This is a genomic window from Burkholderia sp. AU38729 (assembly GCF_020419725.1).
Taxonomy (GTDB): Bacteria; Pseudomonadota; Gammaproteobacteria; order Burkholderiales; family Burkholderiaceae; genus Burkholderia.
The window spans coordinates 177,700-201,808 of record NZ_JAIZQO010000005.1 but is presented as its reverse complement, the minus strand read 5'-3'; the positions used below and the strand labels follow the sequence as shown (position 1 = coordinate 201,808).

Annotated in this window: 22 protein-coding genes; 10 read left to right on the top strand and 12 right to left on the bottom strand. The window is 69.0% G+C overall.

From position 1 onward, the window contains the following. Positions 1-19: 19 nt before the first annotated feature. A complete protein-coding gene (locus LGM56_RS15460; RefSeq protein ID WP_089457612.1) occupies positions 20-808 on the bottom strand; it encodes an ABC transporter substrate-binding protein in 789 nt (262 codons plus the stop codon). 50 nt (positions 809-858) lie between these two features. Continuing rightward, positions 859-1,980, bottom strand: coding sequence for a M20 aminoacylase family protein (locus LGM56_RS15455; RefSeq protein WP_226205842.1), 1,122 nt, complete (start codon positions 1,978-1,980; stop codon positions 859-861). Between the two features lie 185 nt (positions 1,981-2,165). Here LGM56_RS15455 and LGM56_RS15450 point away from each other — a divergent pair, with 185 nt between their 5' ends. Then, positions 2,166-3,125: a LysR substrate-binding domain-containing protein gene (locus LGM56_RS15450; protein WP_226205496.1), complete on the top strand. Its 960-nt coding sequence runs from the start codon at positions 2,166-2,168 to the stop codon at positions 3,123-3,125. A 45-nt stretch (positions 3,126-3,170) separates the two neighbouring features. Here LGM56_RS15450 and LGM56_RS15445 read toward each other — a convergent pair whose 3' ends face one another. From LGM56_RS15445 to LGM56_RS15410, 8 genes are all read right to left on the bottom strand, one after another. Next, on the bottom strand, positions 3,171-5,483 hold the full coding sequence (locus LGM56_RS15445) for a TonB-dependent receptor (protein WP_226205494.1): 2,313 nt from the start codon (positions 5,481-5,483) through the stop codon (positions 3,171-3,173). Positions 5,484-5,675: 192 nt separating this feature from the next. Beyond that, positions 5,676-6,893, bottom strand: a complete 1,218-nt coding sequence (locus LGM56_RS15440; RefSeq protein ID WP_226205492.1) for an MFS transporter — start codon at positions 6,891-6,893, stop codon at positions 5,676-5,678. Then, positions 6,890-7,966: an ABC transporter substrate-binding protein gene (locus tag LGM56_RS15435; protein ID WP_226205490.1), complete on the bottom strand. Its 1,077-nt coding sequence runs from the start codon at positions 7,964-7,966 to the stop codon at positions 6,890-6,892. The genes LGM56_RS15440 and LGM56_RS15435 overlap by 4 nt, the downstream gene beginning before the upstream one ends. Before the next feature lie 34 nt (positions 7,967-8,000). After that, entirely contained in the window at positions 8,001-8,411 is a 411-nt protein-coding gene (locus LGM56_RS15430) for an ExbD/TolR family protein (RefSeq protein WP_226205488.1), read from the bottom strand. Then, positions 8,411-9,127: a MotA/TolQ/ExbB proton channel family protein gene (locus LGM56_RS15425; protein ID WP_226205486.1), complete on the bottom strand. Its 717-nt coding sequence runs from the start codon at positions 9,125-9,127 to the stop codon at positions 8,411-8,413. Before LGM56_RS15425 ends, LGM56_RS15430 begins: the two co-directional genes overlap by 1 nt. Before the next feature lie 41 nt (positions 9,128-9,168). After that, positions 9,169-9,981, bottom strand: coding sequence for an energy transducer TonB (locus tag LGM56_RS15420; protein WP_226205483.1), 813 nt, complete (start codon positions 9,979-9,981; stop codon positions 9,169-9,171). A gap of 33 nt (positions 9,982-10,014) precedes the next feature. Continuing rightward, positions 10,015-11,061 (bottom strand): ABC transporter substrate-binding protein, encoded by a 1,047-nt coding sequence (locus tag LGM56_RS15415; protein ID WP_039354360.1) that lies wholly within the window; start codon positions 11,059-11,061, stop codon positions 10,015-10,017. 50 nt (positions 11,062-11,111) lie between these two features. Beyond that, the gene (locus LGM56_RS15410) at positions 11,112-12,284 is read right to left on the bottom strand and encodes an LLM class flavin-dependent oxidoreductase (protein ID WP_089497701.1); all 1,173 of its coding nucleotides are present in this window, start codon (positions 12,282-12,284) and stop codon (positions 11,112-11,114) included. Between the two features lie 455 nt (positions 12,285-12,739). Here LGM56_RS15410 and LGM56_RS15405 point away from each other — a divergent pair, with 455 nt between their 5' ends. From LGM56_RS15405 to LGM56_RS15390, 4 genes are read left to right on the top strand one after another with little or no spacing between them, the layout of a single operon-like run. After that, complete coding sequence (locus LGM56_RS15405; RefSeq protein WP_226205481.1) at positions 12,740-13,816, top strand: ABC transporter substrate-binding protein; 1,077 nt, start codon at positions 12,740-12,742, stop codon at positions 13,814-13,816. A gap of 31 nt (positions 13,817-13,847) precedes the next feature. Continuing rightward, positions 13,848-14,954, top strand: coding sequence for a PhnD/SsuA/transferrin family substrate-binding protein (locus LGM56_RS15400; protein ID WP_226205479.1), 1,107 nt, complete (start codon positions 13,848-13,850; stop codon positions 14,952-14,954). Then, complete coding sequence (locus tag LGM56_RS15395) at positions 14,954-15,769, top strand: ABC transporter permease (RefSeq protein ID WP_226205477.1); 816 nt, start codon at positions 14,954-14,956, stop codon at positions 15,767-15,769. The genes LGM56_RS15400 and LGM56_RS15395 overlap by 1 nt, the downstream gene beginning before the upstream one ends. Before the next feature lie 16 nt (positions 15,770-15,785). Next, positions 15,786-16,574 (top strand): ABC transporter permease, encoded by a 789-nt coding sequence (locus tag LGM56_RS15390; protein ID WP_226205475.1) that lies wholly within the window; start codon positions 15,786-15,788, stop codon positions 16,572-16,574. Here the strand turns inward: LGM56_RS15390 and LGM56_RS15385 are convergent. Further along, positions 16,565-17,692, bottom strand: a complete 1,128-nt coding sequence (locus LGM56_RS15385) for a sigma-54 interaction domain-containing protein (protein WP_089497706.1) — start codon at positions 17,690-17,692, stop codon at positions 16,565-16,567. The genes LGM56_RS15390 and LGM56_RS15385 overlap by 10 nt on opposite strands. Positions 17,693-17,812: 120 nt before the next feature. Continuing rightward, positions 17,813-18,493, bottom strand: coding sequence for a class II aldolase/adducin family protein (locus tag LGM56_RS15380; protein ID WP_089498186.1), 681 nt, complete (start codon positions 18,491-18,493; stop codon positions 17,813-17,815). Between the two features lie 390 nt (positions 18,494-18,883). Here LGM56_RS15380 and LGM56_RS15375 point away from each other — a divergent pair, with 390 nt between their 5' ends. The 5 genes from LGM56_RS15375 (at position 18,884) to LGM56_RS15355 (ending at position 24,104) form a co-directional block, all read left to right on the top strand. Beyond that, complete coding sequence (locus tag LGM56_RS15375) at positions 18,884-20,167, top strand: alpha/beta fold hydrolase (RefSeq protein WP_226205473.1); 1,284 nt, start codon at positions 18,884-18,886, stop codon at positions 20,165-20,167. 143 nt (positions 20,168-20,310) lie between these two features. Continuing rightward, positions 20,311-20,601: a co-chaperone GroES gene (locus tag LGM56_RS15370; RefSeq protein ID WP_011694564.1), complete on the top strand. Its 291-nt coding sequence runs from the start codon at positions 20,311-20,313 to the stop codon at positions 20,599-20,601. Positions 20,602-20,613: 12 nt separating this feature from the next. Next, complete coding sequence (gene groL / locus LGM56_RS15365) at positions 20,614-22,254, top strand: chaperonin GroEL (RefSeq protein WP_039354347.1); 1,641 nt, start codon at positions 20,614-20,616, stop codon at positions 22,252-22,254. Between the two features lie 547 nt (positions 22,255-22,801). Continuing rightward, positions 22,802-23,173: a DUF6697 family protein gene (locus LGM56_RS15360; protein ID WP_039354345.1), complete on the top strand. Its 372-nt coding sequence runs from the start codon at positions 22,802-22,804 to the stop codon at positions 23,171-23,173. 409 nt (positions 23,174-23,582) lie between these two features. Then, entirely contained in the window at positions 23,583-24,104 is a 522-nt protein-coding gene (locus LGM56_RS15355; RefSeq protein ID WP_089497712.1) for a PTS sugar transporter subunit IIA, read from the top strand. Positions 24,105-24,109: the final 5 nt, after the last annotated feature.

Genomic DNA, 24,109 nt, shown 5'->3' with positions numbered 1-24,109 from the left:
GTGTTCCGGGCGTCGCTGCTTACTTCGCGCCGTAAATGTCGAAGTCGAAGTACTTCTTGTTGATCCGCTGGTACGTGCCGTTCGCGAGGATCGTCGCAAGTGCGTGGTTGAAGGCGTCGCGCAGGTCGTTGTCCTGCTTGCGCAGCCCGAGCCCGTCGCCCTGCCCGAAGTACTTCACGTCGTCGATCGCCGCGCCGACGAACGCGAAATCCTTGCCCTGCGGCTTCTTCAGGAAACCGTCGCTGGCCGCGATCGATGCCTGGAACGCCGCGTCGAGCCGGCCCGTCACGAGATCGGCATAGACCTGGTCCTGGTTCTGGTACGACACGACCTGCACACCGGCCGGCTGCCAGTTCGCGACCGCGTAGTCGGCCTGCGCGGAACCCTGCTCGACGCCCACGCGCTTGCCCTTCAGCGCGTCGGCCGTCGGCAGCAGCGGCGAGCCCTTGCGCGCGACGAGACGCGCCGGCGCATTCGAGATCCGGTTCGTGAACGCGATCTGCTGCTGCCGCTTCGGCGTGATCGTCATCGACGACGCGATCACGTCGAACTTGCGCGCGAGCAGCCCCGGAATCATCCCGTCGAAACTCGACTCGACCCACACGCAGCGCGCATGCAGCTCCGCGCACAACGCGTTCGTGATGTCGATCCCGAAGCCCGTGAGCGTGCCGTCGGGCAGCTTGTATTCGAGCGGCGGGTACGTCGGATCGACCGCGAGGCGGATCTCCTTGCCCGCCCAGTCGCCCGCATGCGCCGCCCCCGCCGCCAGCGCCACCGCGAGCGCCGCCATCCGTTTCCACTGCTTCATTGCCAGTCTCCTTCCTTGTGTGAATCGTCAGTCAAAATCGTGCGGGCCCATCACGCGAGGTAGCGCTCCGCCAGTGCAATCCAGTAGCTCGCGCCGGTGGCGAGGCACGCGTCGTTGAAGTCGTAGCCGGGGTGGTGCAGCCCGCATCCGGCGGCGCCGTCGCCGTTGCCGATCGACAGGTAGCTGCCGGGGCACGCGTCCAGCATGAACGCGAAGTCCTCGCTTGCCGCGATCGGCCGCAGGTGCGGGATCAGCGCACCGTCGCCGCCCCATTCGCGGGCGACGTCGCGTGCAAACGCGGTTTGCTCCGCGTGATTGACGAGCACCGGGTACGCGTGCCGGTAGTCGATTTCGGCGGTCGCGCCATAGCTCGCGGCCTGCCCGTGCACGATCTCGCGAATGCGCCGTTCAAGTAGCGCCCGCACGTCCGGCGACAGCGCACGCACGCTGAGTGCCAGATCCGCGTGCGGCGGAATCACGTTCGATGCGGCGCCGGCATGGATCGAGCCGGCCGTCACGATCGCCATCTCCTGCGGGTTCACGTTACGCGACACGACGGTCTGCAGCGCCATCACGATCGACGCGCACACGACCACCGGATCGATCGTCGTATGCGGCGCCGCGCCATGCCCGCCGCGCCCGATCACACGCACTTGCACCTCGTCGGCCGAGGCCATCGCCGGGCCGTCGCAGAAACCGAGCACGCCGGCCGGCAGGCCCGGCACGTTGTGCATCGCGAACACCGCATCGCACGGAAACCGCTCGAACAGCCCGTCGTCGATCATCCGCTTCGCGCCGCCGAGCCCTTCCTCGGCCGGCTGGAAAATCAGGTTCAGCGTGCCTGTGAAGCGCTCCCGCTCGGCCAGGCAGCGCGCCGCCGCGAGCAGCATCGCCGTATGGCCGTCGTGGCCGCACGCGTGCATCACGCCGTCGCAGCGGCTCGCGTGCGGCAGCCCGGTCGTCTCGCGGATCGGCAGCGCGTCCATGTCCGCGCGCAGCCCCAGCCGCTTGCCGGGGCCCCGCGTCAACGTGCCGACCACGCCCGTGCCGCCGATCCCGCGCGTCACCCGATAACCCCACGTTGTCAGGAAACCGGCCACGAGATCGCTCGTCGCATGTTCCTCGAAGCCAAGCTCCGGATGCGCGTGCAGCCGGTGGCGCAGCGCGATCATCTCCGCCTCGATGGCCGCCATTTCCGGATGGATAGGTTTATGGTCCAACCCCGATTCTCCTCGATGCGTTCCGGTTGCCGATCGCCCGAATGACCGATCGTGTCCGCATCGTAGGCAGCGAAAATCCCGGCGAACAGCCGCGGTTTCGTTATGATGACAACCTTTCGTTGTCGGGTATCGCACCCATGAGCACGATCAAGCTGCATCAGTTGCAGGCGCTCGTCGCGAGCGCGGAGGCCGGCAGCATCCGCGGCGCGGCGCGCACGCTCGGGCTGTCGCAGGCGGCCGTCACGCGCGCGCTGCGCGAGCTGGAGGCCAGCGAACGCCTGCCGCTGCTGGTCCGCGCGCCGGAGGGGATCGGCTTCACCGAATACGGGAAGACGCTGCTCACGCACGCGAAGCTCGTGCTGAAGCAGCTCGAACACGCGCAGAGCGATCTCGAGCGCATGCGCGGCCGCATCGAGGGCCGGTTGAGCATCGGCGTCACGCCGTGGCTCACGATGACCTTCCTCGCGGAAGCGGTGTTGCGTTTTCGGGAGCAGATGCCCGACGTGCGCCTCGAACTCTACGAGGCGCTGATGGCCGTCGCGCAGCCGCTGTTGCGCGACGGCAGCATGGACTTCGCGCTCGGGCACGTGCAACCGGGCGGCACGCAGGAATTCGCGTTCGAGCCGATGCTGCGCTACGAGACCGCGGTGATGGTGCGCGCCGGCCATCCGCTCGAGCACGCGCGGTCGATCCACGACCTGCTCGACCACGACTGGGTGCTGAATTTCGCGGCCGACGGCCAGGGCGCGCTCGTCGATTACCTGTTCACGCGCCACGGCGCCAAAATCGACGAGCGGCGCATCGTGCGTGCGCAGTCGGTGGCAATGCTGCAGACGATGCTCGAGCAGGCCGACATGTGCACGTGGTGCCCGACGATCCTCGCGGCCGTGCCGTCGTTCGGCGAACGGATGCGCGCGTTGCAGTTGAAGGAGACCTTCGAGCCGCGCGACCTCGGGATCGTCACGCGGCGCAGCAGCACGCACAGCGACGCGGCGCGCTGCTTCATCGACTGCCTGCTGCACGTGATCCGCCGGCATGCGCGCTCGGCACGCAAGGCGGATCTCGCGCTGTTCAGGACGCTGTCGTTGCTGATCTGACGCGCGGCAGACGCGGCTCGCCGCCGCGCCGCCGCATGTTGCCCGTCAGATCTTCGCCGTCAGCGTGATCCCGACCGTGCGCGGATCGCCATACAGCACCGGATACGCGCCATACGACGGCAACAGCTCGAGCTTCTTGTAGACCTTGTTGGTCAGGTTCGTCACGTAGCCCGTCACGATGTACTTCTGGTTCGGCGTCGTGTAGGACACGTGCGCGTTCAGCACCGTGTAGCCGCCCTGCCAGAGCTGCGGCATCGTCTGCCGCGTCGCGCTGAAGTATTCGCGGCTGCGGTAATTCACGTCGCCGCCGGCCGTCAGCGTGCCGAACGACACCGGCACGCGATAGTCGAAGCCCGCGTTGATCGTCGTATGCGGCGAACGCGCGAACGAATTGCCGACGGCGGTCGGCACGTTGCGGAACTCCGTGTAGCGCGTGTTCAGCATCCCGAGGTTCGCGAACAGGTAGAGGCTGTTGACCGGCTGCGCCTTCAGCTCCAGCTCGAAACCGTCCGCACGCCCCTGCCCCGCATTCGACAGCGTCGACACCGGCGGGCCGCCGAACGGGTTCGGCGCCAGCGCGAACACCTGGATGTCGCGATAGTCGTAGTGGAACACGCTCGCGTTGACGATCAGCCGCTTGTCGAACCACTCGCTCTTGATGCCGACTTCGTAGTCGGTCAGGTACTCCGGCGACACGGTCGACACCGTGCTCTGCGTGTACGCGTTGCCGTTGTAGCCGCCCGAGCGGAAGCCGCGCGCATAGCGGAAATACGCACGCACGTTGCTGCTGAGCGCATATTCGGGCGTGAGGTCCCAGGTCGGCGCGCGCCACGTGTTCGTCTGGTTCTGCCGCGCGCTGACCGCCAACGGCGACGACACCGACGACGGATCCCACCAGCTGCCCGGATTGCTGAACGTCACGTTGCCGGTGCCCTGCAGCCCCGTCAGGTTGATGTTCTTGCGCTCGATCGTGTAACGCAGCCCGCCCGTCACGTTGAAGCGGTCGGTGAAGCGGTACTTCACGCTGCCGAAGATCGCCGCGCTCTGCGTGTGCTGCGTGAGGTCGGTCAGGTGGTAGAACGCGGGCGACGGCGAGCCCGGCAGGCCGCCGCCGGCACCCTGCTCGGCCAGTTGCTCGGTGAACAGGTGCGTGCCGACGAGCCAGCTGAACCGGTCGTTCTGCGGCGATTCGAGCCGGAATTCCTGCGAGAACTGGCGGCTCGACAGGCGATCGTGCGAGCGTGCGGCATCGAACGCGGAATAGTCCTCGTCGTCCTGGTACCAGCGGTGCAGCCCTTCGAACGCGGTGATCGACGTCAGCGTCACCGCCGGGTTGATGCGCCAGTGCGCGGTGAGCGACGTGCCCCAGGTCGAGATGTGATCGCTCGACGGCGCATTGAGCGACACCGTGTACGGATCGCTCGACCCGACGAAGCCGAACTGGTTCGCGCCGCCCGGCCCCGCGCCCTCCGCGTGCCACGCGTTGCCGCCGCCCGTGTAGTTGCGGCCGTGGATGTTGAACAGGAAGTCGGTGTCCGAGGTCGGCACGGCCAGCACCTGGAAGCGCACCGCATTGTCGTGGAAGCCGCCGAAGCGCCCTTGCTGCACCGTGTTCGTGTAGAAGCTGTCGGCGTTCTCGTGATACACCGACACGCGCGCGGCCAGCACGTCGTTCTTGCCGATCGGCCCGCCGATCGCGGCTTCCGCGAGCCGGCTGTTGTACTGGCCGAGCCCGATCTTGCCGTAGCCGCTCACGTCGAAGGTCGGCTTCTGCGACGTGATGCTGAGCGCGCCGCCGACGGTATTCTTGCCCCACAGCGTGCCCTGCGGGCCGCGCAGCACTTCGATGCGATCGAGGTCGAACAGCGGGAAGCCCTGCCCGAACACGCTGTTGATGTAGACGTCGTCGAAGTACACGCCGATCGGGCTCAGCGACAGGTCCGACGGATCGTTGCTGCCGACGCCGCGCAGGAACCAGCGCGGCCGCTCGCGGCCTTCGGTCGACTGGCCGGTGAAGTTCGGCACGTACTTCGTGACGTCGTTCACCACGCGCAGCTCGTTGTTCTTGATCGTGTCCCCGCTCAGCGCGCTCACCGCGACCGGCACGTCCTGGATGCTCTCCTTGCGCCGGCGCGCGGTCACCGTCACCGTGCCGAGGTTCGTTTCGCGTGCGGCCGTGCCGCGGTTCGCACGGGCGGCCTTCGGCGCCGCCGCGGCTGCATCGTCCGCGCCCTGTTGCACCGGTTTCGCGTCCGGCGCCGCCGTCACCGCGCCGTCTTCCGCCCATGCGGGCAACGATACGGCTGCGCCCGTCAGCAGTCCCCCCAGCGCGGTGACGATTAGTTTTTTCCTGAACATCGATGAGTCATCCTGTTTGATCGGTTGAACGCACGTGCGTGCGCGACGCACGGGTGATCTATTGCAATTCGGATGCCAGCATCGAGAGGCCCGTCGCACGGGGCTTCCGGTATGTGTGAGGCGCAGGTGTTGCTGCATGCGCATCTGTGACGGGAAGCAAACTGCTTGTCACGCAACACCTGATGAGGGTCGTCAGGACAGCTTCGCAGTCGCGGAACGCGCTGCCTCGCGCCGCCCCGTCGAAGCATGCAACGCGAGCCCAACCAGCACGACGACCGGCAGCCAGCACAGGAACACGCCCTGCAACCCGACAACAGGCACGAGCGCGCTGCCGGCCAGCGGGCCGCAGAACGCACCCGTCATCGACGCGAGGTTGTAGAGGCTCGACACCTGGCTCTTGTCGGCCGGGTGACGGCCGAGGCGCTGCATGTTGACGAGATGCAGCAGCGACGAGCCGGCGCACAGCGCGGCGAGCCCCGCGCCGACGACCCATGCGTCATGGGCGAGACCCAGCGCGAGCAACCCGGCCACGCCACCGGCAAGACTGAGTGCCTGGCAACGGCGCGCGGTCATCCGTTGCGCGACGTGCCCGAGCCCGAACAGCGCGATCACCGCGACGACGCCCTGCAGCGTCAGCAGCGCGACGGCTTTCGTCTGCGACAGCCCGAGCGACTGGATCGCCAGCACCACCGTATATGCGCCGGCGAGCGAACGGGTCGCGCTGTTCACGGCTTCGAGCACAAGCTGCTCGCGCACGTCGTGACTCCACGCGAGCGCCAGCAACGCGCGCAGGCCGCCGGGTTCAGGCGGCGCGCCTCGCGCCGCGGGCTCCGCATCGCCGAGCAGCGTCCGGCTGAACAGCGCCATGCCCGCGAAGCTCGCGGATGCCGCGCAGAACGTCGCGACCGCGCCGTGCGCGCCGATCAGCCCGCTCGCGAGCCACGGCCCGACCATGCCGGTGCCGACCGACATCGCCGCGCGGTACCAGCCGGCGCGGGCGAGGCCGATCTGCGCGAGACGCGCGAGGAACACGCCGTTGATCGACACGATCCGGAACGGGATGCACAGCCCGATCAACACTTGCGTGAGCGCGATCAGCGGCCATGCGCCGGTGAACGGCACGACGAGATTGAGCAGCATCGGCCCCATGCTCGCGACGAAGTACACGCGCCGCGCGCCGTAGCGCGCGACGAGCAACCCGGCCGGCAGCGTCATCAACGCGATGCCGAGCGGCTCCATCGCCGCGATGATGCCAAGCCGTGCGCTGTCGACGCCGAGCGCGAGCGCGTACAGCGTCGTCGCGAGCTGCGCCATGCTGATCGTCGTGCCGCTCGCGAGCGCAAGCAGCATGAAGCCGCCGGTGAAACGCTCGCGCCGCCATGCGTCGGCGACGCGTGCCGGCGCGCTCACCGCGCGGCGTCGCGAGACCGCGTCGCGATGCCGTCGAGCGCACGCCGGTCGATCCACGCATGCACGTCGAAGTCGGCCGGCAGGAAGCGCCATTCGACGAGGAAGCGCTTGAAATCGTCGAGCGCGGCGATCGATGCTTCGTCGAGATCGGTGCGCAGCCGCCGGTGCACGTCCGCGCCGTACGCGAGCCGCAGCCAGTCATGGCCCGATCCCGTCTCGCGGCCGAGATAGCCGAGCACGTCCTGCTCGTGCTCGCGCGCCCAGCCTTCGACATCGGTCACGCGCGCGAGGAAGCGGCTGACGATGTCGGGATGCCGTTCGAGCGTCGACGCATTGACGGTCAGCGGGCGCGGCGACCCGTTGTTGATGCGGATCTGCGGATCGGGATGAAAGCCGATGTCGATCACCGCCTGCGCGCCGATCAGGTGCGCGGTTTCGAGCCCGAGCGAGCCCTTCACGTAGATCGCGTCGACCTCGCCGCGCACGAGCGCGGCCGCTTCGGCCGCATAGAGCCGGCGGCTCGACAGGCTCGCGGGATGGCTGAAGGCCGCGTCGCGCGTCGCCGGGGTCGACACCGGTGCGCGCAGGTTCGACGCGGGCACGTCGACCCATTCGACGTCGGCGGGGCCGAGCCCGTCGAGCGACAGCGCGCTGACGAAGCCGCGCAGCGCCGCCGCGCGGAAGATGTCGATGCGCTCGCCGTCGCGGCGCGGCAGGCCGATCCGGCGCCCGCGCAGGTCCTTCGGCCGCGTCAGCCCGCTTTCCGGCAGCGCGACGATCGCCTGCGCCTCGTCGACCCAGGTCAGCGCGACCACGCGCGTCTCGGCGCCGGCCGCGCGCGCCCACAGCGCGGGAATGCTGCCGCCCTGCCGGAATGCGTTGTCGAGCGAATGATCGACGTGCGCGTGATGCAGCGCCGCGTGCTGGCTCTCCTGCAGCGCGCGCACGGTGATGCCGTCGCCGGCGAATTCGCTGTCGAGCCAGCCGAGATGCGCGGCGATGCCGAGCGGCGTCGGCACCGGACAGCGCGTGTACCAGATCGACTGGACGTTGGAGGAAGCCGTGATGCTCATGGATGCGTTCTTGGAGGAAGTCGTGAACCGCGCGTCAGCCGCGCGGCGCGGTGAGCACCGACAGCCGCGTGATGCCCGCATGCTCGATCGCGGCCATCAGCTTCGCGACCGTGCCGTACGGCACGTGCTCGTCGGCCTGCAGGTCGAGCGCGACGTCGGGCCGGCCGGCCTTCAGCGCGGCCAGCTCGGCCGGCACGGCGGCGAGCGCGACCGCCCGCTTGTCGAGATACACGACGCCCTTGTCGTCGACGCTCACGGTGACGTTCGGCTTGCGATCGGTCGGCGCCGTGGCGACGGTGTTCGGCAGGTTCACGTGCACCGCGTTGTTCAGCAGCGGCGCCGTGACGATGAAGGCGACGAGCAGCACGAGCATCACGTCGACGAGCGGCGTGATGTTGATTTCGCTGAGCACGTCGTCGTTGTCGGAGGAAGAGGAGAAAGCCATTATGCGAAGGCCTCCTGACGGGTGTCGCCGGCACGGCGCGCCGGCGCGGGCGCGGCGGCAGCGGCCGGCACGCGGAAGCTGGCCTTCTGCGCGAGCGTGACGAAATCGGTGGCGAACGCGTCGAGGTCGGCCGACGCGGCCTTCACGCGGCGCACGAAGAAGTTGTACGCGAGCACGGCCGGCACGGCGACCGCGATGCCGATCCCGGTCGCGACGAGCGCCTCGCCGATCGGCCCGGCCACGACGTCGATGCTCGCCGACGCGCTGTGCGTGATCGCGGTCAGCGCATGGATGATGCCGAATACGGTGCCGAACAGGCCGACGAACGGCGCGGTGCTGCCGATCGACGCGAGCACCGCCAGCCCCGCCTCCTCGCGCCGGCGCGCGTTGTGGATCTGCTGCCGCAGATGCCGTTCGAGCAGGTCGTGGCGGCTCCAGCTGTGTTCGAGATCGTGCGCGCTGCTCTCGTCGGCGCGCCGCAGCGCGTCGAAGCCCGTCGCGGCGAGTTCGCCCACCGGGCTGTTCGCGCCGTCGAGCGCGGCGGCCTCGTGGAAGCTGTTCGCCGCCCAGAACGCGCTGACGTAGCGGCGGTTGCGCGCGCTCGCCCGCAGGCTCTGGATCGCCTTCACGACGATCAGCGTCCACGTGACGACGGAGAAGACGACGAGCAGCCAGAGCGCGCCCTGGACGATGAAGGTGGTCGGAATACCGTTCATGATGTGAGTTCCTTTGAAAATGTGGCGGGCTGCCCGGCGGGTCAGCCCAGCTTGAAATCGATCGGCACGTTGACCCAGCCGTCGACCGCTTCGTCGCCGCGCTTCGCGGGCACGAACGTCCAGCGCTTCACGGCGGCCACCGCCGCCGTGTCGAGCATGCGGCGGCCACTGCTCGTGCGGACCTCGACGGAATCGGGTGAACCGTTCGCGAGCACGTGCACGCGCAGCACGACGCGCCCTTCCCAGCCCTGGTCCTGCGCGAACGCCGGATAGTCGGGCGCCGGGTTGCGCAGGTAGGCCGCGTCGCCGATCGGTGCGGTTTCGCGCACCGGTGCGGCAAGCGCGGCCGGCGCGGGAGCCGGCGTGGCTGGCGCGGCGGCGGCCGGTGCCGCCGTCGCGGGGGCCGCCTCGCGGGTGACTTGCGGCGCGGCAGCGGGCACAGGCGCCGGATGCGCGACGGCCGCACGCGGCTTCGGCGGGGTCGGCGCCTGCTTCAGCGGCTTCGGGGGCACTGCCGGCGGCGGCGGATGCGCGGCCTGCGGCAACGGTTCGGGCGGCCGCGTCAATTCGACCGTCATCGGCAGCGGCCGCGGCGGCTGCACGGGCGGCGCGGCAGGTGTGCGGGCGGCCAGCAACGCGACACCCGCATGCAGCGCCGTGACGGCGAGCGCAATCGCCCCCGTGACGCGCCACGCGCCCGGCTTCGCCTTCGGCGCATCCGGCCGTGCCGACGGGGAAGCGGACGGCGGACGCGCGACCGCCGCCCCGCTCGCACCCGCACCTGCACGCGGCACGGCGCGCGCCGCATGCCGGCGCGCCGGCGGCACGCCGTATTCGATCGTCAGACCTGTCATGCTCGACTCCTTGCAATGACGCGCCGCGGCGCGCTACGCGACCCACGCATGGCGTTGCCGGTCGATGCGCGTGAACGGCGCCGGGTCGATCCACGCGCGCGCATCGAAATCCTGTTCGAGAAAGCCCCACTCGACGAGGAAGTCCTTGAACGCGACCAGCCCGTCGATCGACGTCTGCGCGAGCCCCGTCTCCAGATGGCGGTGCACGTCCGCGCCGTACGCATAGCGCACCCACTCGTCGGATGCGCGCGTCTCGCGGCCGATATACGCAACCGTCTCCGCCGGATGGCGCGCGGCCCAGTCGCCCGCCCCCACCACCACCGACAGGAAGCGGCTCACGAGATCGGGGCGCGCGTCGATCAGTGCGCGGTCGACGGTCAGCGTGCGCGGCGTGCCGTTGCCGATCCGCACGAGCGGATCGGGGTGCGCGCCGAGATCGATGACGACCTGCGCATCGATCAGATGCACGGTCTCGAGCCCTTCGACGCCTTTCACGAACACCGCGTCGACCTCGCCGCGCACGAGCGCCGCGATCTCGATCCCGTACTCGTGCGGGCCGCGCGTGAACGATGCCGGGCCGGTGCGACGTTCACGTTCGTCGGGCAGGTCAACCCATTCGGCGTCGCCGTGCCCGAGCCCTTCCAGTTCGAGCGCGCTCAGGAAGCCTTTCAGCGCGGCCGCCCGCCAGAAGTCGATGCTGATCGGATGGCGCGGCAACCCGAGCCGCCGGCCGCGCAGATCGCGCACCGAGCGAATGCCGCGATCGGGCAGCGTGACGATCGCCTGGAACTCGTTGGTCCACGACAGGCCGATCACGCGCGTATCGGCGCCGCGTGCCCGCGCCCATAGCGCCGGAATGTTGCCGCCCTGCCGGAACGAGTGCGGCAGGCTGTGATCGAAATGCGATTCGCGCTTGCCGGCATCGGCCGTCTCCTGCAGCGAATTCAGCGTGATGCCGTCCGGCCCGAACTCCTCGTCGAACCAGCCGCGGTGCACGGCGATGCCGAGCGCGGTCGGCACCGGGCAGCGCGTGTACCAGAGTGCGTCGCAGGCCGTGGCCTGCGCAGCGAGTGTCGTCATGGTGAATGTCCTTGTCGATGTCGTTGGATGACGCGGGAAGGCCGTCGCGTTCATGCGCCGGCCACGCGCAGCGCCGCCTGCGTGCCGCGCGCGTTCAGCGCGCCGTCGACGAGCGGCAGCACTTCCTCGCCCACGCGGTACGCCTCCTCGAGATGCGGGTTGCTGGCGAGAATGAACGTCGACACACCGATGTCGACGTATTCCGCGAGCCGCTCGGCCACCTGCTCGTGGCTGCCGACGATCACGCAGCCGGGCCCGCCGCGAATCTGCGACATCCCGGCCCACAGGTTCGGGCCGACGATCAGGTCGTCGAAGTGCTGCGTGTTGCCCTGGTGCAGCGCGAACTGGCGTTTCGCGCCGACCGACTCCGACGATTCGCCGCGCCCGCCGAATCCGCCGCGCGTCGCGTCGCCCACCGTCGCGAACATCTGCCTCAACTCGGCCCACGCCTGCTCCTCGGTCTCGCGCGCCAGGATGTCGATGCGCATGCCGAAGCGCAGGTCGCGCTCGGCGTTCTGGCGGTCAAGCGCGCGGCGCGCCGCATCGATCACTTCCTTCTGTTTCGCGAGCGGTTCGCCCCAGCTCAGGTGCACGTCGCCGTGCTTCGCGGCCACCGCGAGCGCGGCATCGCTCGCGCCGGCCAGGTAGATGCGCGGCGGCTTCTGGCCGCTCAGCGGCGGCAGCAGGCCGCCGGCTTCGACGCGATAGAAGCGGCCGTCGAACGTGAACGGCTCGCCGGCCGCGACGCCCTTCACGACATCGAGGAATTCGTCGGTGCGCGCATAGCGGCTGTCGTGATCGATGAAGTCGCCGTACGCACGCTGGTCGGGGCCGCCGCCGCCCGTGACGACGTTCCACTCGACGCGCCCGCGGCTGATCCGCTGCAGGCTCGCGGCCATCTGCGCCGCATAGACCGGATGCACGAAATGCGGCTGCAGCGCGATCAGGAGCCGCAGCCGGCGGGTCTCACGCGCCAGCGCGGCAGCGACGACCCACGGTTCCTCGGTAAACCGAAAGATCGGAATCAGCGCGCCGTGGAAGCCGGCGATGTCGGCCGCGCGCGCGACCTGCGACAGATAGTCGATGTAGCCGAAATCGTCGTCGTCGACTTTCGGCGCCACGCGCGATGCGCGCTGGCGGTTCCATTCGCCGCGCGTATGCAGGTCGTGTGCGCGCCGGCCGTCGCCATGCATCGGCAGGCGCCACAGAAATTCAACAGCCATCGGAGTTCTCCTGGTCGGGCCATTCGGATTGCGTGCGGCATCGGCGTGCCGCGCGAGTGCTGCGCTGTAAAGCACGCGGTGTGCCAACGCGCTCGCCGCTGCGCGAACGTGGTCGCCGGCGATCCCGCGCAGTGCCTTGCATACCGGGCGTCAGCGGCAATCGAATCGCCCCCGCTCGCGGTTACCCATGCCGTCCCGACACGCACCTATCGCGCTGCTGCACCGCCCCCACTGCTGCTGCGCGCGCAACAGCGGCCGACGCGACTGTTGCTGGCGCAACAGGCGCTGCATCGGTACGCGCACCACCCCTCCCGCGCGATGCCCGCGCCGCGTGCGGCCGCGCCGTTTCCGCTCACTGGCCCGGAACTTGCAACGTTGACCGGCCCGCGCGTGCGACACCGACACCGCGCACGACCGGGCTTCAACCATGCTTACGCAGAGAGGGAATCTCACCCATGACAGACAGGCCCGATTCGTCATCGGACAAGCAACAGACGTTCTGGTACGCCCGGTCGCCCGTGCCGACCCCGCTCGGCATCGCCGTGCATCTCGGCTGGCTCAACGGCGAGACGTCGGCCGACGGTGTCGCGATCCGCTCGCCGCGCGGCGCCACGCGGCACGACGTGTCGTCGATCAGCGATCACACGCTCGCGCAGTCGTTCCGCCAGGGCGGCAGCATCCCCGCGATGTGGGCGCGCTCGAACGGCGCGAACACGCGCGTGATCGGGCTGTCGTGGGTCGACGAATCGCAGTTGATCCTCGCGCGGCCCGAGTCGGGCATCCGCTCGGTGAAGGCCTTGCGCGGGCGCCGCATCGCGATCCCGAGCCGCCCCGACGACCGCATCGACATCTTCCGCGCGTCGGCGCTGCGCGGCTTCGTCAACGCGTTGAGCCTCGACGGGCTGACCACGCGCGACGTCGAATGCGTCGATGTGCGCGCCCGCACGCTGCAGGCCGTCGGGCCGGCGCGCGCGGCGGACCTGTTCGCGTCGCCGCACGGCTTCTCGAGCCGCGCGCTGTACGCGGCCGAAGCCGGCGCGCTATTGCGCGGCGAGGTCGACGCGATCTACGTCAAGGGCTCGACCGGCCTCGAGATCGCGCAGCTGATCGGCGCGCACGTCGTGATCGACATCGGCTTTCATCCCGAGCGCGCGATCCGCAACAACAACGGCACGCCGCGCCCGCTGACCGTCAACGCGGACGTGCTCGCGAATCATCCGGACATCGTCGCCGGCTTCCTGAAGCTCGTGGTCGCGGCCGGTGACTGGGCCGGCACGCATCCCGACGAAACCGCGCTCTACGTGGCCGGCGAAACCGCGTCGTCGATCGACTGGGTCCGCGCCGCGTACGGCAACCAGCTGCACCGACATCTCGGCGTCAACCTCGACGACGAATCGGTCGCCGCGCTCGACGACTTCAAGACGTTCCTGCACGACCACGGCTTTCTGGAGGCCGACTTCGACGTCGCCGACTGGATCGACCCGCGCCCGCTCGCCGACGTCCTGCGGCCGTCGCTGCAGAAGCGCGCGTGAGCCCCATTTCCGCCTACCGTTCCTGACCATCATGAAACACACGCTCTCCCTCGCCGCGCTGCGCCGCCCGCTGCGCGCGCTGTTCGCCGCGCTGCCGTTCGCCGCGGCCTCGCTCGCCGCACCGGCCGCGCATGCGGACGACGCGCCCAAGGTCGTGCGGATCGCCGTCGTCGCCTATTCGAGCGGCGGCAAGACGCAGTACGCGGGCGCGTCGGCACTGATCGACGCCGACAAGTCGCTCGAGAAGGCGCTTGCCGCGCGGCACGTGAAGCTGCAATGGGTGCCGGTGTCGACCGCGGCGGTCGGCACGCTCGTGAACGAAGCGTTCACGAACGGCAGCATCGATTTCGCCGGCTACGGCGACCTGCCGTCGGTCGTCGTCAACGCGTCGGGCACCCATACGCGCCTGATCGTGCCGGGCGGTGTCGGCAGCAACACGTATCTCGTCGTGCCGGCCGGCTCGACCGCGAAATCGATCGTCGACCTGAAAGGCAAGCGCATCGCGCTCAATCGCGGCCGCCCGTGGGAAGTCACGTTCAGCAAGCTGCTCGCCGAAAACGGGCTGAAGCTGTCCGACTTCAAGATCTACAACCTCGACCCGCAGGCCGGTGCGGCCGCCGTCGCGGCCGGACGCGTCGACGGCTTCTTCACGCTGTCCGACGCGTATTCGCTCGTCGACAAGCACGTCGGCAAGATCATCTGGTCGACCAAGACCGCGCCCGACGACTGGAAGATGCGCGCGGAACTGTGGGCGTCCGACGATTTCGTGCGGCGCTATCCCGACCTCACGCAGCTCGTCGCGACGGCCTACGTGCGTGCCGCGCACTGGATCTCGCAGCCGCAGAACCGCGACGCGTACGTGAAGATCCTGAGCGCATCCGGCCAGCCGGAAAGCGTCGTGCGCCGCGAATACGCGGATGAGGCGACGCCGTGGAAGGATCAATGGACGCCGCTCTTCACGCCCGCGCTGACCGGCCACTACCGCGACGTCATCGCGTACAGTCGCCAGGCCGGCCTGACGTCCACGCCGGTCGACGTGAACGCGCTGCTCGCGCCGACGTTCGTCGCGACCGCGCTCAAGCAGCTCGGGCTCGACGGCTACTGGCGCGCCGACGCGGCACGCGTCGCGAGCCGCTGATGCCGATGCATGCCTTCGCGTCGAACGGTGCACGCGCGCTGCGCCTGCCCGGGATTGCCCGGCTTGGCGGGCTCGCGCTGTGGTGGGCCACGCCCGTCGCGTTCGTCACACTGTGGTGGCTCGCGAGCGCGCAGCGCTGGTTTCCGCCGCAGCTCGTCGTGCCGCCGGATCGGCTGGCGGCAACGCTGCGCACGCTGCTCGACACCGGCGAACTGCGCGACAACCTGCTGATCACGCTGCATCGCCTCGCGCTCGGCTTCGCGATCGGCGCGACCGGCGGTGCCGCGTTCGGCATCCTGCTTGCGCGCAGCCGGCTGTTCGCCGACTACCTGCGGCCAACGTTCGACCTGCTGCGGCAGGTGCCGACGCTCACGCTGATTCCGCTACTGATCCTGCTGATCGGCGTCGATGAGCCGCTGAAGCTCGTCGTCGTCGGCAAGGCCGTGTTCTTTCCCGTCGCGCTGGCCGCGTACACGGGCGTGCACGACGCGCCGCGCGACCTCGTCGAGATGGCGCGGCACTACGGGCTCGGCCGCTTCGCGCTGCTGCGCGACGTGCTGCTGCCGGCCGCGTTGCCGCCGCTGCTGACCGGCGTGCGGATCGCGCTCGCGCGCGCGTGGCTCGCGCTCGTCGCGGTCGAGCTGCTCAGCGCCGACAGCGGGATCGGCCAGATGATGGAACTGGCGCGGCAGATGCTGCGCCTCGACGTCGTACTCATCGACGTCGCGGTGATCGGGCTGATCGGCTTCGCGATCGACCGGTCGATCGCGCTCGTGCAACGCTACGCATTGCGCTGGCAGACGCCCGCGCGCTGAACGAACAGGTATCCGAATGACCCTCGCCATCCCCGCATTCTCGTTCGCCGCGCTGCGCCGTCGTGCACGCGGCCTCGTCGTGCCGGCCCTGCTGGTCGCCGCCTGGCAATACGCGTCGTCCGGCGACGCGGCCCATCAATACGCGTTCGTGCCGTTGCAGCAGGTCGGCGCCGCGCTCGTCGAGCTCGCACGCAGCGGCGAACTCGCGACCGATCTCGGTGCGAGCCTGCGCCGCACGACAGTCGGCCTCCTGACGGGTGTCGCGTTCGGGCTCGTGTTCGGCGCGGCGATGGCGCGCTCGACGCTCGCACGCAAGCTCGGCGAGCCGACGTTCCAGGCGCTGCGCTACGTGCCGCTGCTCGGGCTGATTCCGCTGCTGAGTTTATGGGCCGGCACCGGTGAATTCGCGAAGGTGTTCATCATCGCGCTCGCCGCGTTCTACCCGATGACCACCGCCAGCTTCGACGGGCTGCGCCGCGTCGATCCGCGCTACGTCGAACTCGCGCGGTCGTATCGCCTGACGCGCATCGGCCTTTGGCGCGACGTGCTGATCCCGGACGCGCTGCCCGACCTGTTCGCGGGCGTGCTGCAGGCCGTGCCGTTCGCATGGATCACCGCGACCAGCAGCGAGCTGCTGTTCAACGCGGGTGCGGGTGTCGGCAGCCTGATGCAGAACGCGCAGGCCGGCGCACGTGCCGACGTGTTGCTGGTCTGCGTGCTGGGGGTGACGGCGCTTGCCGTCGGCATGAGTGCGCTATGCGAGCGAATCGCGCAGCGTGCGCTGCGCTGGCGCGATCACGCCTGACGGCGCAGCCGCGCGTCGGCGTCGCTCGCGTCGCCCGCGTCGCGCGGCTTCAGGATGCCGAGCTGCGCGAGCCGCGCGCGCACGATGTTGCGCGACTGGTCGAGCAGACGCGACATGCGAAGCTGGTTGTGGTCGCTGTAGTCGAACACGCTGCGGTAGACGGTGTCCTCGATGTGCTGCCACAGCGCCGGCGTGCCGAGATCCAGCAGCTCGATCACCGCGTGGCGCAGCGCATCGGTGGCCTCGGCCACGTCGCGCGCCCGGCGCGGCGGCGCCGCCGCCGTGCTGCGCGGATCACCGGCATCGGGCGCCAGCGACAGCGCGGAAAACTGCAGGTCGCCCACGTCGATCGCGCCACCCGCGCAGATCAGCACCGCGTGGTGGATCACGTTCTCGAGTTCGCGGATGTTGCCGGGCCACGCATGCGCATGCAGCCGGGCGCGCGCGGCGTCCGTCAGCGTCGGCGCGGCCACGCGCAGCCGCTTCGCGTAGGTGTCGATGAAGTGCTCGATCAGCGGCGCGATATCGCCGGGCCGCTCGCGCAGCGGCAGCAGGCTCAGCTTCACGACGTTGAGCCGGTAGTACAGATCCTCGCGGAAATTGCCCGCGCGCACCGCGGCTTCGAGATTCACGTTGGTGGCCGCGACGAGCCGCACGTCGATCTTCACGGTCTTGCGCGAGCCGACCGGCGTCACTTCGCGCTCCTGCAGCACGCGCAGCAGCTTCACCTGCGCGGACAGCGGCAGGTCGCCCACCTCGTCGAGAAACAGCGTGCCGCGATTCGCGGATTCGAACCAGCCGGGCTGGCTGTTGATCGCGCCGGTGAACGCGCCGCGCTCGTGGCCGAACAGCTCGCTCTCGATCAGCGTCTCGGAGAATGCGCCGCAGTTGACCGCGACGAACGGGCCGTCGTGGCGCTCGCTCAGCGAATGCACGAGGCGCGCGATCAGCTCCTTGCCGGTGCCGCTCTCGCCGGTGACGAGCACGGTCGCGTCGCTGGGCGCGACGAGCTGGATGCGCTCGAGCAGCACCCGCGATTTGGGATCGTCGAACGTCAGCGCCTTCGCACGAATCGTGATCGCATGCGAAGTCGGGTCCGGCAAGCTGAAGATGGCCATGGCACGACCGGCGTGTTGAACGGGGAAGGTTCGACGATAGCAAGGCGCGCGCCGGCCACGAACCAATTCATCGAGCTATCGGTATGACGGCGGCCGGATTGCGCCCGCCGCCGCGCGGCGTCACGCGAGGCCGGTCATCTTCCATTGCTGCTCGAGCGCGCCCGGCCCGAATTCGAGCGAGCCGCCGAGCGGTTCCGCGAGCGCCTGGAAATACGCGGCCTCCTCGAGGATCAGGATGTACTTCGAAACATCGAGGATCGATGTGCCCCAGAACGTCGCGCCGCCGTTCGCCTCGATGATCGCCGGCACCTCGGGGTCGCGGCGGATCGTGTCCACGATGAAGCGCGGCTCGCCGGGGCGACGATCGACATACACCGGAATCTCGCGGGCGCGCGTGTAGCGCGCGGCCGGCGCATAGCGGATCGGCAGCGGGCGATGCGCGCTCGCCCACGCACCGAGGTACGGGCCGTGCACGTGGATCACGACGCCGACTTCCGGCACCTCGCGGAACACGTCCGCATAGCGCGGCCCGCTGCCGCCCGCGCGCGCGTCGCCGTGCAGCACGTCGCCGTCGAACGTCACGACGACGGGCTGGATCTCCTGCGACGCGGCCCACGGGCTCGGCGCCGACAGCGCGACGATGAGTTCCGTGCCCGGCACGCGCTGGAACGCCTGGAACGTGTTGGTCGCGGACAGCGTGCGCGTGTCCTTCAGCACGCGTTCGGCCTGCGTGAATTCGCGCGTGGCGCGCTCGACGAATGCCACGAGTTCGCCGCTGTCGATGGTTGAGGTGACTGGCATAAGGACGGTTTCCTTGATCGGTTGGACGGATGGGCTCGCATCGCGATGTCGTGACACCGCGACGCACGGCCACCGGATCAGCAGCAATCGTGCCAGCCGGGCATGCATGCGGCGCAGGCCCGTGCCACGGTGCGTGTGCGCCTGTTGCACGACGCGCGTCATGCGATCCCCGCGTGCACCTCTGTTGCGGGAGCAACAGCCTGCCGGCCCGGATTGTTGCGCGACGCGCAGCCGCCGAAAGCGTGCGCGGCTCGCCGTACGGCGCGGCGGCCCGTCGTGTCTCGCGCCTGGCGCCCAACGGCTGCGCTGGTTCGAAACTTGCGTCGTGGTCGGCCCGCGCCGCGCACTGTCCGGCGCGCCCGATCCGATTTCACCGACACCCATCCGACCATGATGCTCCTCCCCCTGCGCGGCTACGCCGCGCGCACGCTGCTGGCTTCGGCGCTCGCCGTCTCGTCTCTCCTGTCGCATGCGGCGTCCCCCGGCCGCGTGCCTGCGCCCGATCCGTTGCAAGGCGACGGCCGCGTGTCCGCGTTCTACACGTGGGACCGCGACATTCCGGCGACGCCCGGCGTGCTGCTGCGCACCGAGCCGCTGCCGGCGACGCTCGGGCTCGCGAGCGCCGGCCACCAACTGCGCATCCTCTATGCATCGACCGACGGCGTCGGCGGCCGCACGCCGATCGCCGTGTCCGGTGCGCTGTTCGTGCCGCGCGGCACGCCGCCGGCCGGCGGCTGGCCGATCGTTGCGTGGGCGCACGGCACGTTCGGGATGGCCGACATCTGCGCACCGTCGTGGTTCGGCCGCTCGTACCGCGACGTGCGCTACCTGAACGCGTGGCTTCAGCAAGGGTTCGCGGTCGTCGCGACCGACTACCAGGGGCTCGGCACGCCCGGCCCGAATCCGCAGCTCAACAACCGCTCGAACAGCTACACGCTGCTCGACAGCGTGCGCGCGGTGCTCGGCGGCGTACCGGGCCTCGCGAACGAGGTCGTGCTCGTCGGCCAGTCGCAGGGCGGCTCGGCCGTGTTCGCGGCGGCCGGCTACGCACCCACCTATGCGCCCGAACTCGCGATCCGCGCGACCGTGGCCACCGGCACGATCTACAACGCATCACCCGCCACGCTCGCGTCGCTGCCGAAGTTCGAGAGCGCGTACCGGCGCGATCCCGAGCGCGTCGATCCGACGCTCGCGTACCAGTTCTACTCGGTGCTCTCCGCGCAGCAGATCGACCCGTCGCTGCGCGCGGACGAGGTGCTGACCGACCAGGCATTGCCGATCCTCGAACAGTCGCGCATCAGTTGCCTTGCATCGCTCGAGGACGACGCGGCGCTCGCGCACCTCACGCACGCGAACACCGTGAAGCCCGGCGGCGATGCACGGCTGAAGGCCTGGTGGGACGAATACCTGAAATACCCGACGCTGAAGATCGCCACGCCGGTATTCATCGGCGCGGGCGCGGACGACGGGCTCGCGCCGCTCGAACTCGCGCTCGCAAAGGATGCGTGTGCGGCGGGCACGACCGTCGAGGCGCACCTGTATGCGGGCCGCGAACACAACGGCACCGTGAACGCGTCGCTGGCGGATTCGATCCCGTTCGTGAAGCGCGTGCTCGCCGGCGAGACGATCCGCCCGGTCTGCACGCCCGCCGCCCAGCAGGCCGTGTCGCAATAGCTGAGATGACGCGCTTTTGCACGTCGGCGCGAATGCATTTCGGAATCCGTTATTGGATCGTGCCGCCGCGCATTTTTATACTCGTCAGCACTCTCTGTTAAAGAGTGCCAGCCCAATTCAACAGATCAGCACAGGACGAACCAATGAGCCTACGCCCCTTGCACGACCGCGTGATCGTGAAACGACTCGACCAGGAAACCACCACCGCATCGGGCATCGTGATCCCCGATAGCGCGGCGGAAAAGCCCGACCAGGGTGAAGTGATCGCCGTCGGCCCCGGCCGCAAGGATACGGACGGCCAGCGCATCGTGCCCGACCTGCAGGTCGGTGAACGCGTGCTGTTCGGCAAGTACGCGGGGCAAGCCGTCAAGGTGGACGGCAACGAGTTTCTCGTGCTGCGCGAAGAAGACATCGTCGCGGTCGTCAATCAATAACGGAGCGCAATCATGGCAGCGAAGGAAATCATTTTCAGCGACGTCGCACGGGCGAAACTGACGGAAGGCGTGAACATTCTCGCGAACGCGGTGAAGGTCACGCTCGGGCCGAAGGGCCGCAACGTCGTGCTCGAACGCAGCTTCGGCGCACCCGTCGTCACGAAGGACGGCGTGTCGGTCGCGAAGGAAATCGAACTCGCGGACAAGCTGCAGAACATCGGCGCGCAGCTCGTGAAGGAAGTCGCGTCGCGCACGAGCGACGCCGCCGGCGACGGCACCACGACGGCCACCGTGCTCGCGCAGGCGATCGTGCGTGAAGGCCAGAAATACGTCGCGGCCGGGCTCAACCCGCTCGACCTGAAGCGCGGCATCGACAAGGCCGTCGCGGCGGCCGTCGACGAGCTGAAGAAGATCAGCCGGCCGACCACCACGAGCAAGGAAATCGCGCAGGTCGCGACGATCTCCGCGAACGGCGAGGAATCGATCGGCCAGCGCATCGCGGAAGCGATCGACCGTGTCGGCAAGGAAGGCGTGATCACCGTCGAGGACGGCAAGTCGCTCGCGGACGAGCTCGACGTGGTCGAAGGGCTGCAGTTCGATCGCGGCTACCTGTCGCCGTACTTCATCAACAACCCGGACAAGCAGATCGCCGAGATCGAAAGCCCGTACATCCTGCTGCACGACAAGAAGATCTCGAACATCCGCGACCTGCTGCCGGTGCTCGAACAGGTCGCGAAATCGGGCCGGCCGCTGCTGATCATCGCGGAAGATGTCGAAGGCGAAGCGCTCGCGACGCTGGTCGTGAACAACATCCGCGGGATCCTGAAGACGGTCGCCGTGAAGGCGCCGGGCTTCGGCGACCGCCGCAAGGCGCTGCTCGAGGATATCGCGATCCTCACCGGCGGGCAGGTGATCGCCGAGGAGACGGGCCTCACGCTCGAGAAGGCGACGCTCGCCGAACTCGGCCAGGCGAAGCGCATCGAGGTCGGCAAGGAAAACACGACCGTGATCGACGGCGCGGGCGATGCGAAGAACATCGAGGCCCGCGTGAAGCAGATCCGCGTGCAGATCGACGAAGCGACGTCCGACTACGACCGTGAAAAGCTGCAGGAACGCGTCGCGAAGCTCGCGGGCGGTGTCGCGGTGATCAAGGTCGGCGGGGCCACCGAAATCGAAGTGAAGGAGAAGAAGGACCGCGTCGACGACGCGCTGCACGCGACGCGCGCGGCCGTCGAGGAAGGCATCGTGCCGGGCGGCGGCGTCGCGCTGATCCGCGTGCGGCAGGCGATCCGCGAGCTGCAGGGCGTGAACGCCGACCAGAACGCAGGAATCAAGATCGTGCTGCGCGCGCTCGAGGAACCGCTGCGCCAGATCGTCACGAATGCCGGCGAGGAAGCGAGCGTGGTCGTCGCGAAAGTGGCCGAAGGCTCGGGCAACTTCGGGTACAACGCACAGACCGGTGAATACGGCGACCTCGTCGAGTCGGGCGTGCTCGATCCGACCAAGGTCACGCGCACGGCGCTGCAGAACGCAGCGTCGGTTGCGGGGCTGTTGCTGACGACCGATGCGACCGTGTTCGAGGCGCCGAAGGATGCGGCACCGGCGGCAGCCCCGGGCGGCCCGGGTGCGGGTGGGCCGGGGTTCGATTTCTGACGATGTAGCGCGTGTGCCGTGTGCCGTGTGCCGGTTCGCCGGCATGCGCGCGACCTTGCAGACTCCCATTGCGCGTGGCGATGAAAGTCGTCACGCGTTTTTTGCTTGGTGCGCCACGCCGCACGAGCCACACAACCTTTACGACCTTTTTACTTGCGCCCGCGCATGCGTTCACTAGAATGTGTTCGCAATCGATCCATCCACGAGTACGCATATGCGCATCCGAAGTCCTCGCCCTCCGAGTTGCTTTTCTGCCTGACCGGCAGGACGCCTGCGTCTCTCTGTTCCCGAGCCACCGTCCTGCCCGCAGGCGGACGGTGCGCGCCGTAGTCCTTCCCGTGCACGCTTGAACACGACGTCGATGCGTTAGCCGCGCATCGCGCGCTGCAAGCGTGTCCGCGCGGAAATTCCCGCCTCACGACGCGCCATCGATCCGCCGCCCCGGCAACGATCGACTGGCATGCCTCGCATCCCCCATGTCGATCCAACCTGATTACTTTGCATACCTGATTTAACCAACGGAAGTTTCCGATACCGGAGCACGATCATGTTCGAGATCGACAAGCAGTACACCCGCGAATTCATCCACACCGCGTGCGGCGGCAGCAAGCAGGCGTTCCTGCCGACGAAGAACGGCAAGGTCGTGGCCGCCTGCCTGCGCACGGACCTCAATCCGCACGCACCCGACGTGATCCTCTGCGACGGCAGCGCGTCCGCACGGGCGGCCGGCAGGACGCTCGCCGCGCAACGCGATGCGATTCCGGTGTTCATCCGCATGGCCACCGACGCGTACCGCTTCGTCGGCCAGTACGTCGTCAGCGAATCGCTCACCGCACCGCTCGACTGCGCGCCTTACGTACGCAACAGCAGCTTCACGCCCGGGCAGATCTCGCGCGTGCTCAAGCTCAAGCGTTGCTGATACGCATGCGGGGCGCCTCGCGCACCCCATTCCGGCCATCTTTCATACAGGAGCCATCATGCTTGGCCTGACGTTCTGGAAACACGTGATCGGTGCGCGGACCGGTGCAATCCGCGATGACAGGGCGGCTGCACACGACCGGCACCGACGGGTGTCGAGAACGCTCGTGCTGACCAGCGCCGCGGTGGCGTTCGGGGCGATCGCGTTCGGCGCGCCGGTGGTCGGCATTTCGGTGTTTCTGCTGACGACGCTGCCGTTCGTGCTGTCGGGCACCTGAAGCGCTACGTTTCGGGCCTGGCTCCATCGGCAATCGATACACAATTTTAATGTCGGGCCCGCTCGTATCTAACACCGTCTTTACGCGGTTTTGTCTAGGATTTCCCTGTCATCCCGACACGGAGAGATCCGCATGCAAACGCAGCAGGCCGCCGCCGGCGGCCAACCCGACCTTCCCTACCGACGCGGCGGCACACCGTTCGCGACCCGGCTGGCCGACGCCTGCCCGCCGGACAATATCCTGCTCGACGTACCGGTCGAAAGCGCGATCCAGTTGTTCGACCTCGTCGCGCGCTATGTCGAGCGCGGCAGCGGCGTGTCCGCGGAACGGATCAGGACCGAACTGACCAAGCGCGAGCAACTCGGCTCGACCGGCCTCGGCCAGGGCGTCGCGATTCCGCATGCACGCGTCGCCGGTCTCCGCTCGGCCATCGCGCTGTTCGTCCGCGCGCAGTATCCGTTCAGCTTCAACGCACCGGACCGCAAACCCGTGCGCGAATTCATCGTGCTGGTCCTGCCGCAGGAAGACAATCGCGCACACCTCGAACTGCTCGCCGACGCGGCGCGGTGTTTCAGCGAACGCCCGTTTCGGCAGGCATCGCGCGACGCGCTGACGCCCGACGAGATTCACCAGCTGATGCAACGCACGCACTGATGCCG

Bases quoted from the DNA above. Each gene is read 5' to 3' on its own strand.
- LGM56_RS15460 (WP_089457612.1), bottom strand. From the start codon at position 808: ATGAAGCAGTGGAAACGGATGGCGGCGCTCGCGGTGGCGCTGGCGGCG.
- LGM56_RS15455 (WP_226205842.1), bottom strand. From the start codon at position 1,980: ATGATCGCGCTGCGCCACCGGCTGCACGCGCATCCGGAGCTTGGCTTC.
- LGM56_RS15450 (WP_226205496.1), top strand. From the start codon at position 2,166: ATGAGCACGATCAAGCTGCATCAGTTGCAGGCGCTCGTCGCGAGCGCG.
- LGM56_RS15445 (WP_226205494.1), bottom strand. From the start codon at position 5,483: ATGTTCAGGAAAAAACTAATCGTCACCGCGCTGGGGGGACTGCTGACG.
- LGM56_RS15435 (WP_226205490.1), bottom strand. From the start codon at position 7,966: ATGAGCATCACGGCTTCCTCCAACGTCCAGTCGATCTGGTACACGCGC.
- LGM56_RS15430 (WP_226205488.1), bottom strand. From the start codon at position 8,411: ATGGCTTTCTCCTCTTCCTCCGACAACGACGACGTGCTCAGCGAAATC.
- LGM56_RS15425 (WP_226205486.1), bottom strand. From the start codon at position 9,127: ATGAACGGTATTCCGACCACCTTCATCGTCCAGGGCGCGCTCTGGCTG.
- LGM56_RS15420 (WP_226205483.1), bottom strand. From the start codon at position 9,981: ATGACAGGTCTGACGATCGAATACGGCGTGCCGCCGGCGCGCCGGCAT.
- LGM56_RS15415 (WP_039354360.1), bottom strand. From the start codon at position 11,061: ATGACGACACTCGCTGCGCAGGCCACGGCCTGCGACGCACTCTGGTAC.
- LGM56_RS15410 (WP_089497701.1), bottom strand. From the start codon at position 12,284: ATGGCTGTTGAATTTCTGTGGCGCCTGCCGATGCATGGCGACGGCCGG.
- LGM56_RS15405 (WP_226205481.1), top strand. From the start codon at position 12,740: ATGACAGACAGGCCCGATTCGTCATCGGACAAGCAACAGACGTTCTGG.
- LGM56_RS15400 (WP_226205479.1), top strand. From the start codon at position 13,848: ATGAAACACACGCTCTCCCTCGCCGCGCTGCGCCGCCCGCTGCGCGCG.
- LGM56_RS15395 (WP_226205477.1), top strand. From the start codon at position 14,954: ATGCCGATGCATGCCTTCGCGTCGAACGGTGCACGCGCGCTGCGCCTG.
- LGM56_RS15390 (WP_226205475.1), top strand. From the start codon at position 15,786: ATGACCCTCGCCATCCCCGCATTCTCGTTCGCCGCGCTGCGCCGTCGT.
- LGM56_RS15385 (WP_089497706.1), bottom strand. From the start codon at position 17,692: ATGGCCATCTTCAGCTTGCCGGACCCGACTTCGCATGCGATCACGATT.
- LGM56_RS15380 (WP_089498186.1), bottom strand. From the start codon at position 18,493: ATGCCAGTCACCTCAACCATCGACAGCGGCGAACTCGTGGCATTCGTC.
- LGM56_RS15375 (WP_226205473.1), top strand. From the start codon at position 18,884: ATGATGCTCCTCCCCCTGCGCGGCTACGCCGCGCGCACGCTGCTGGCT.
- LGM56_RS15370 (WP_011694564.1), top strand. From the start codon at position 20,311: ATGAGCCTACGCCCCTTGCACGACCGCGTGATCGTGAAACGACTCGAC.
- groL (WP_039354347.1), top strand. From the start codon at position 20,614: ATGGCAGCGAAGGAAATCATTTTCAGCGACGTCGCACGGGCGAAACTG.
- LGM56_RS15360 (WP_039354345.1), top strand. From the start codon at position 22,802: ATGTTCGAGATCGACAAGCAGTACACCCGCGAATTCATCCACACCGCG.
- LGM56_RS15355 (WP_089497712.1), top strand. From the start codon at position 23,583: ATGCAAACGCAGCAGGCCGCCGCCGGCGGCCAACCCGACCTTCCCTAC.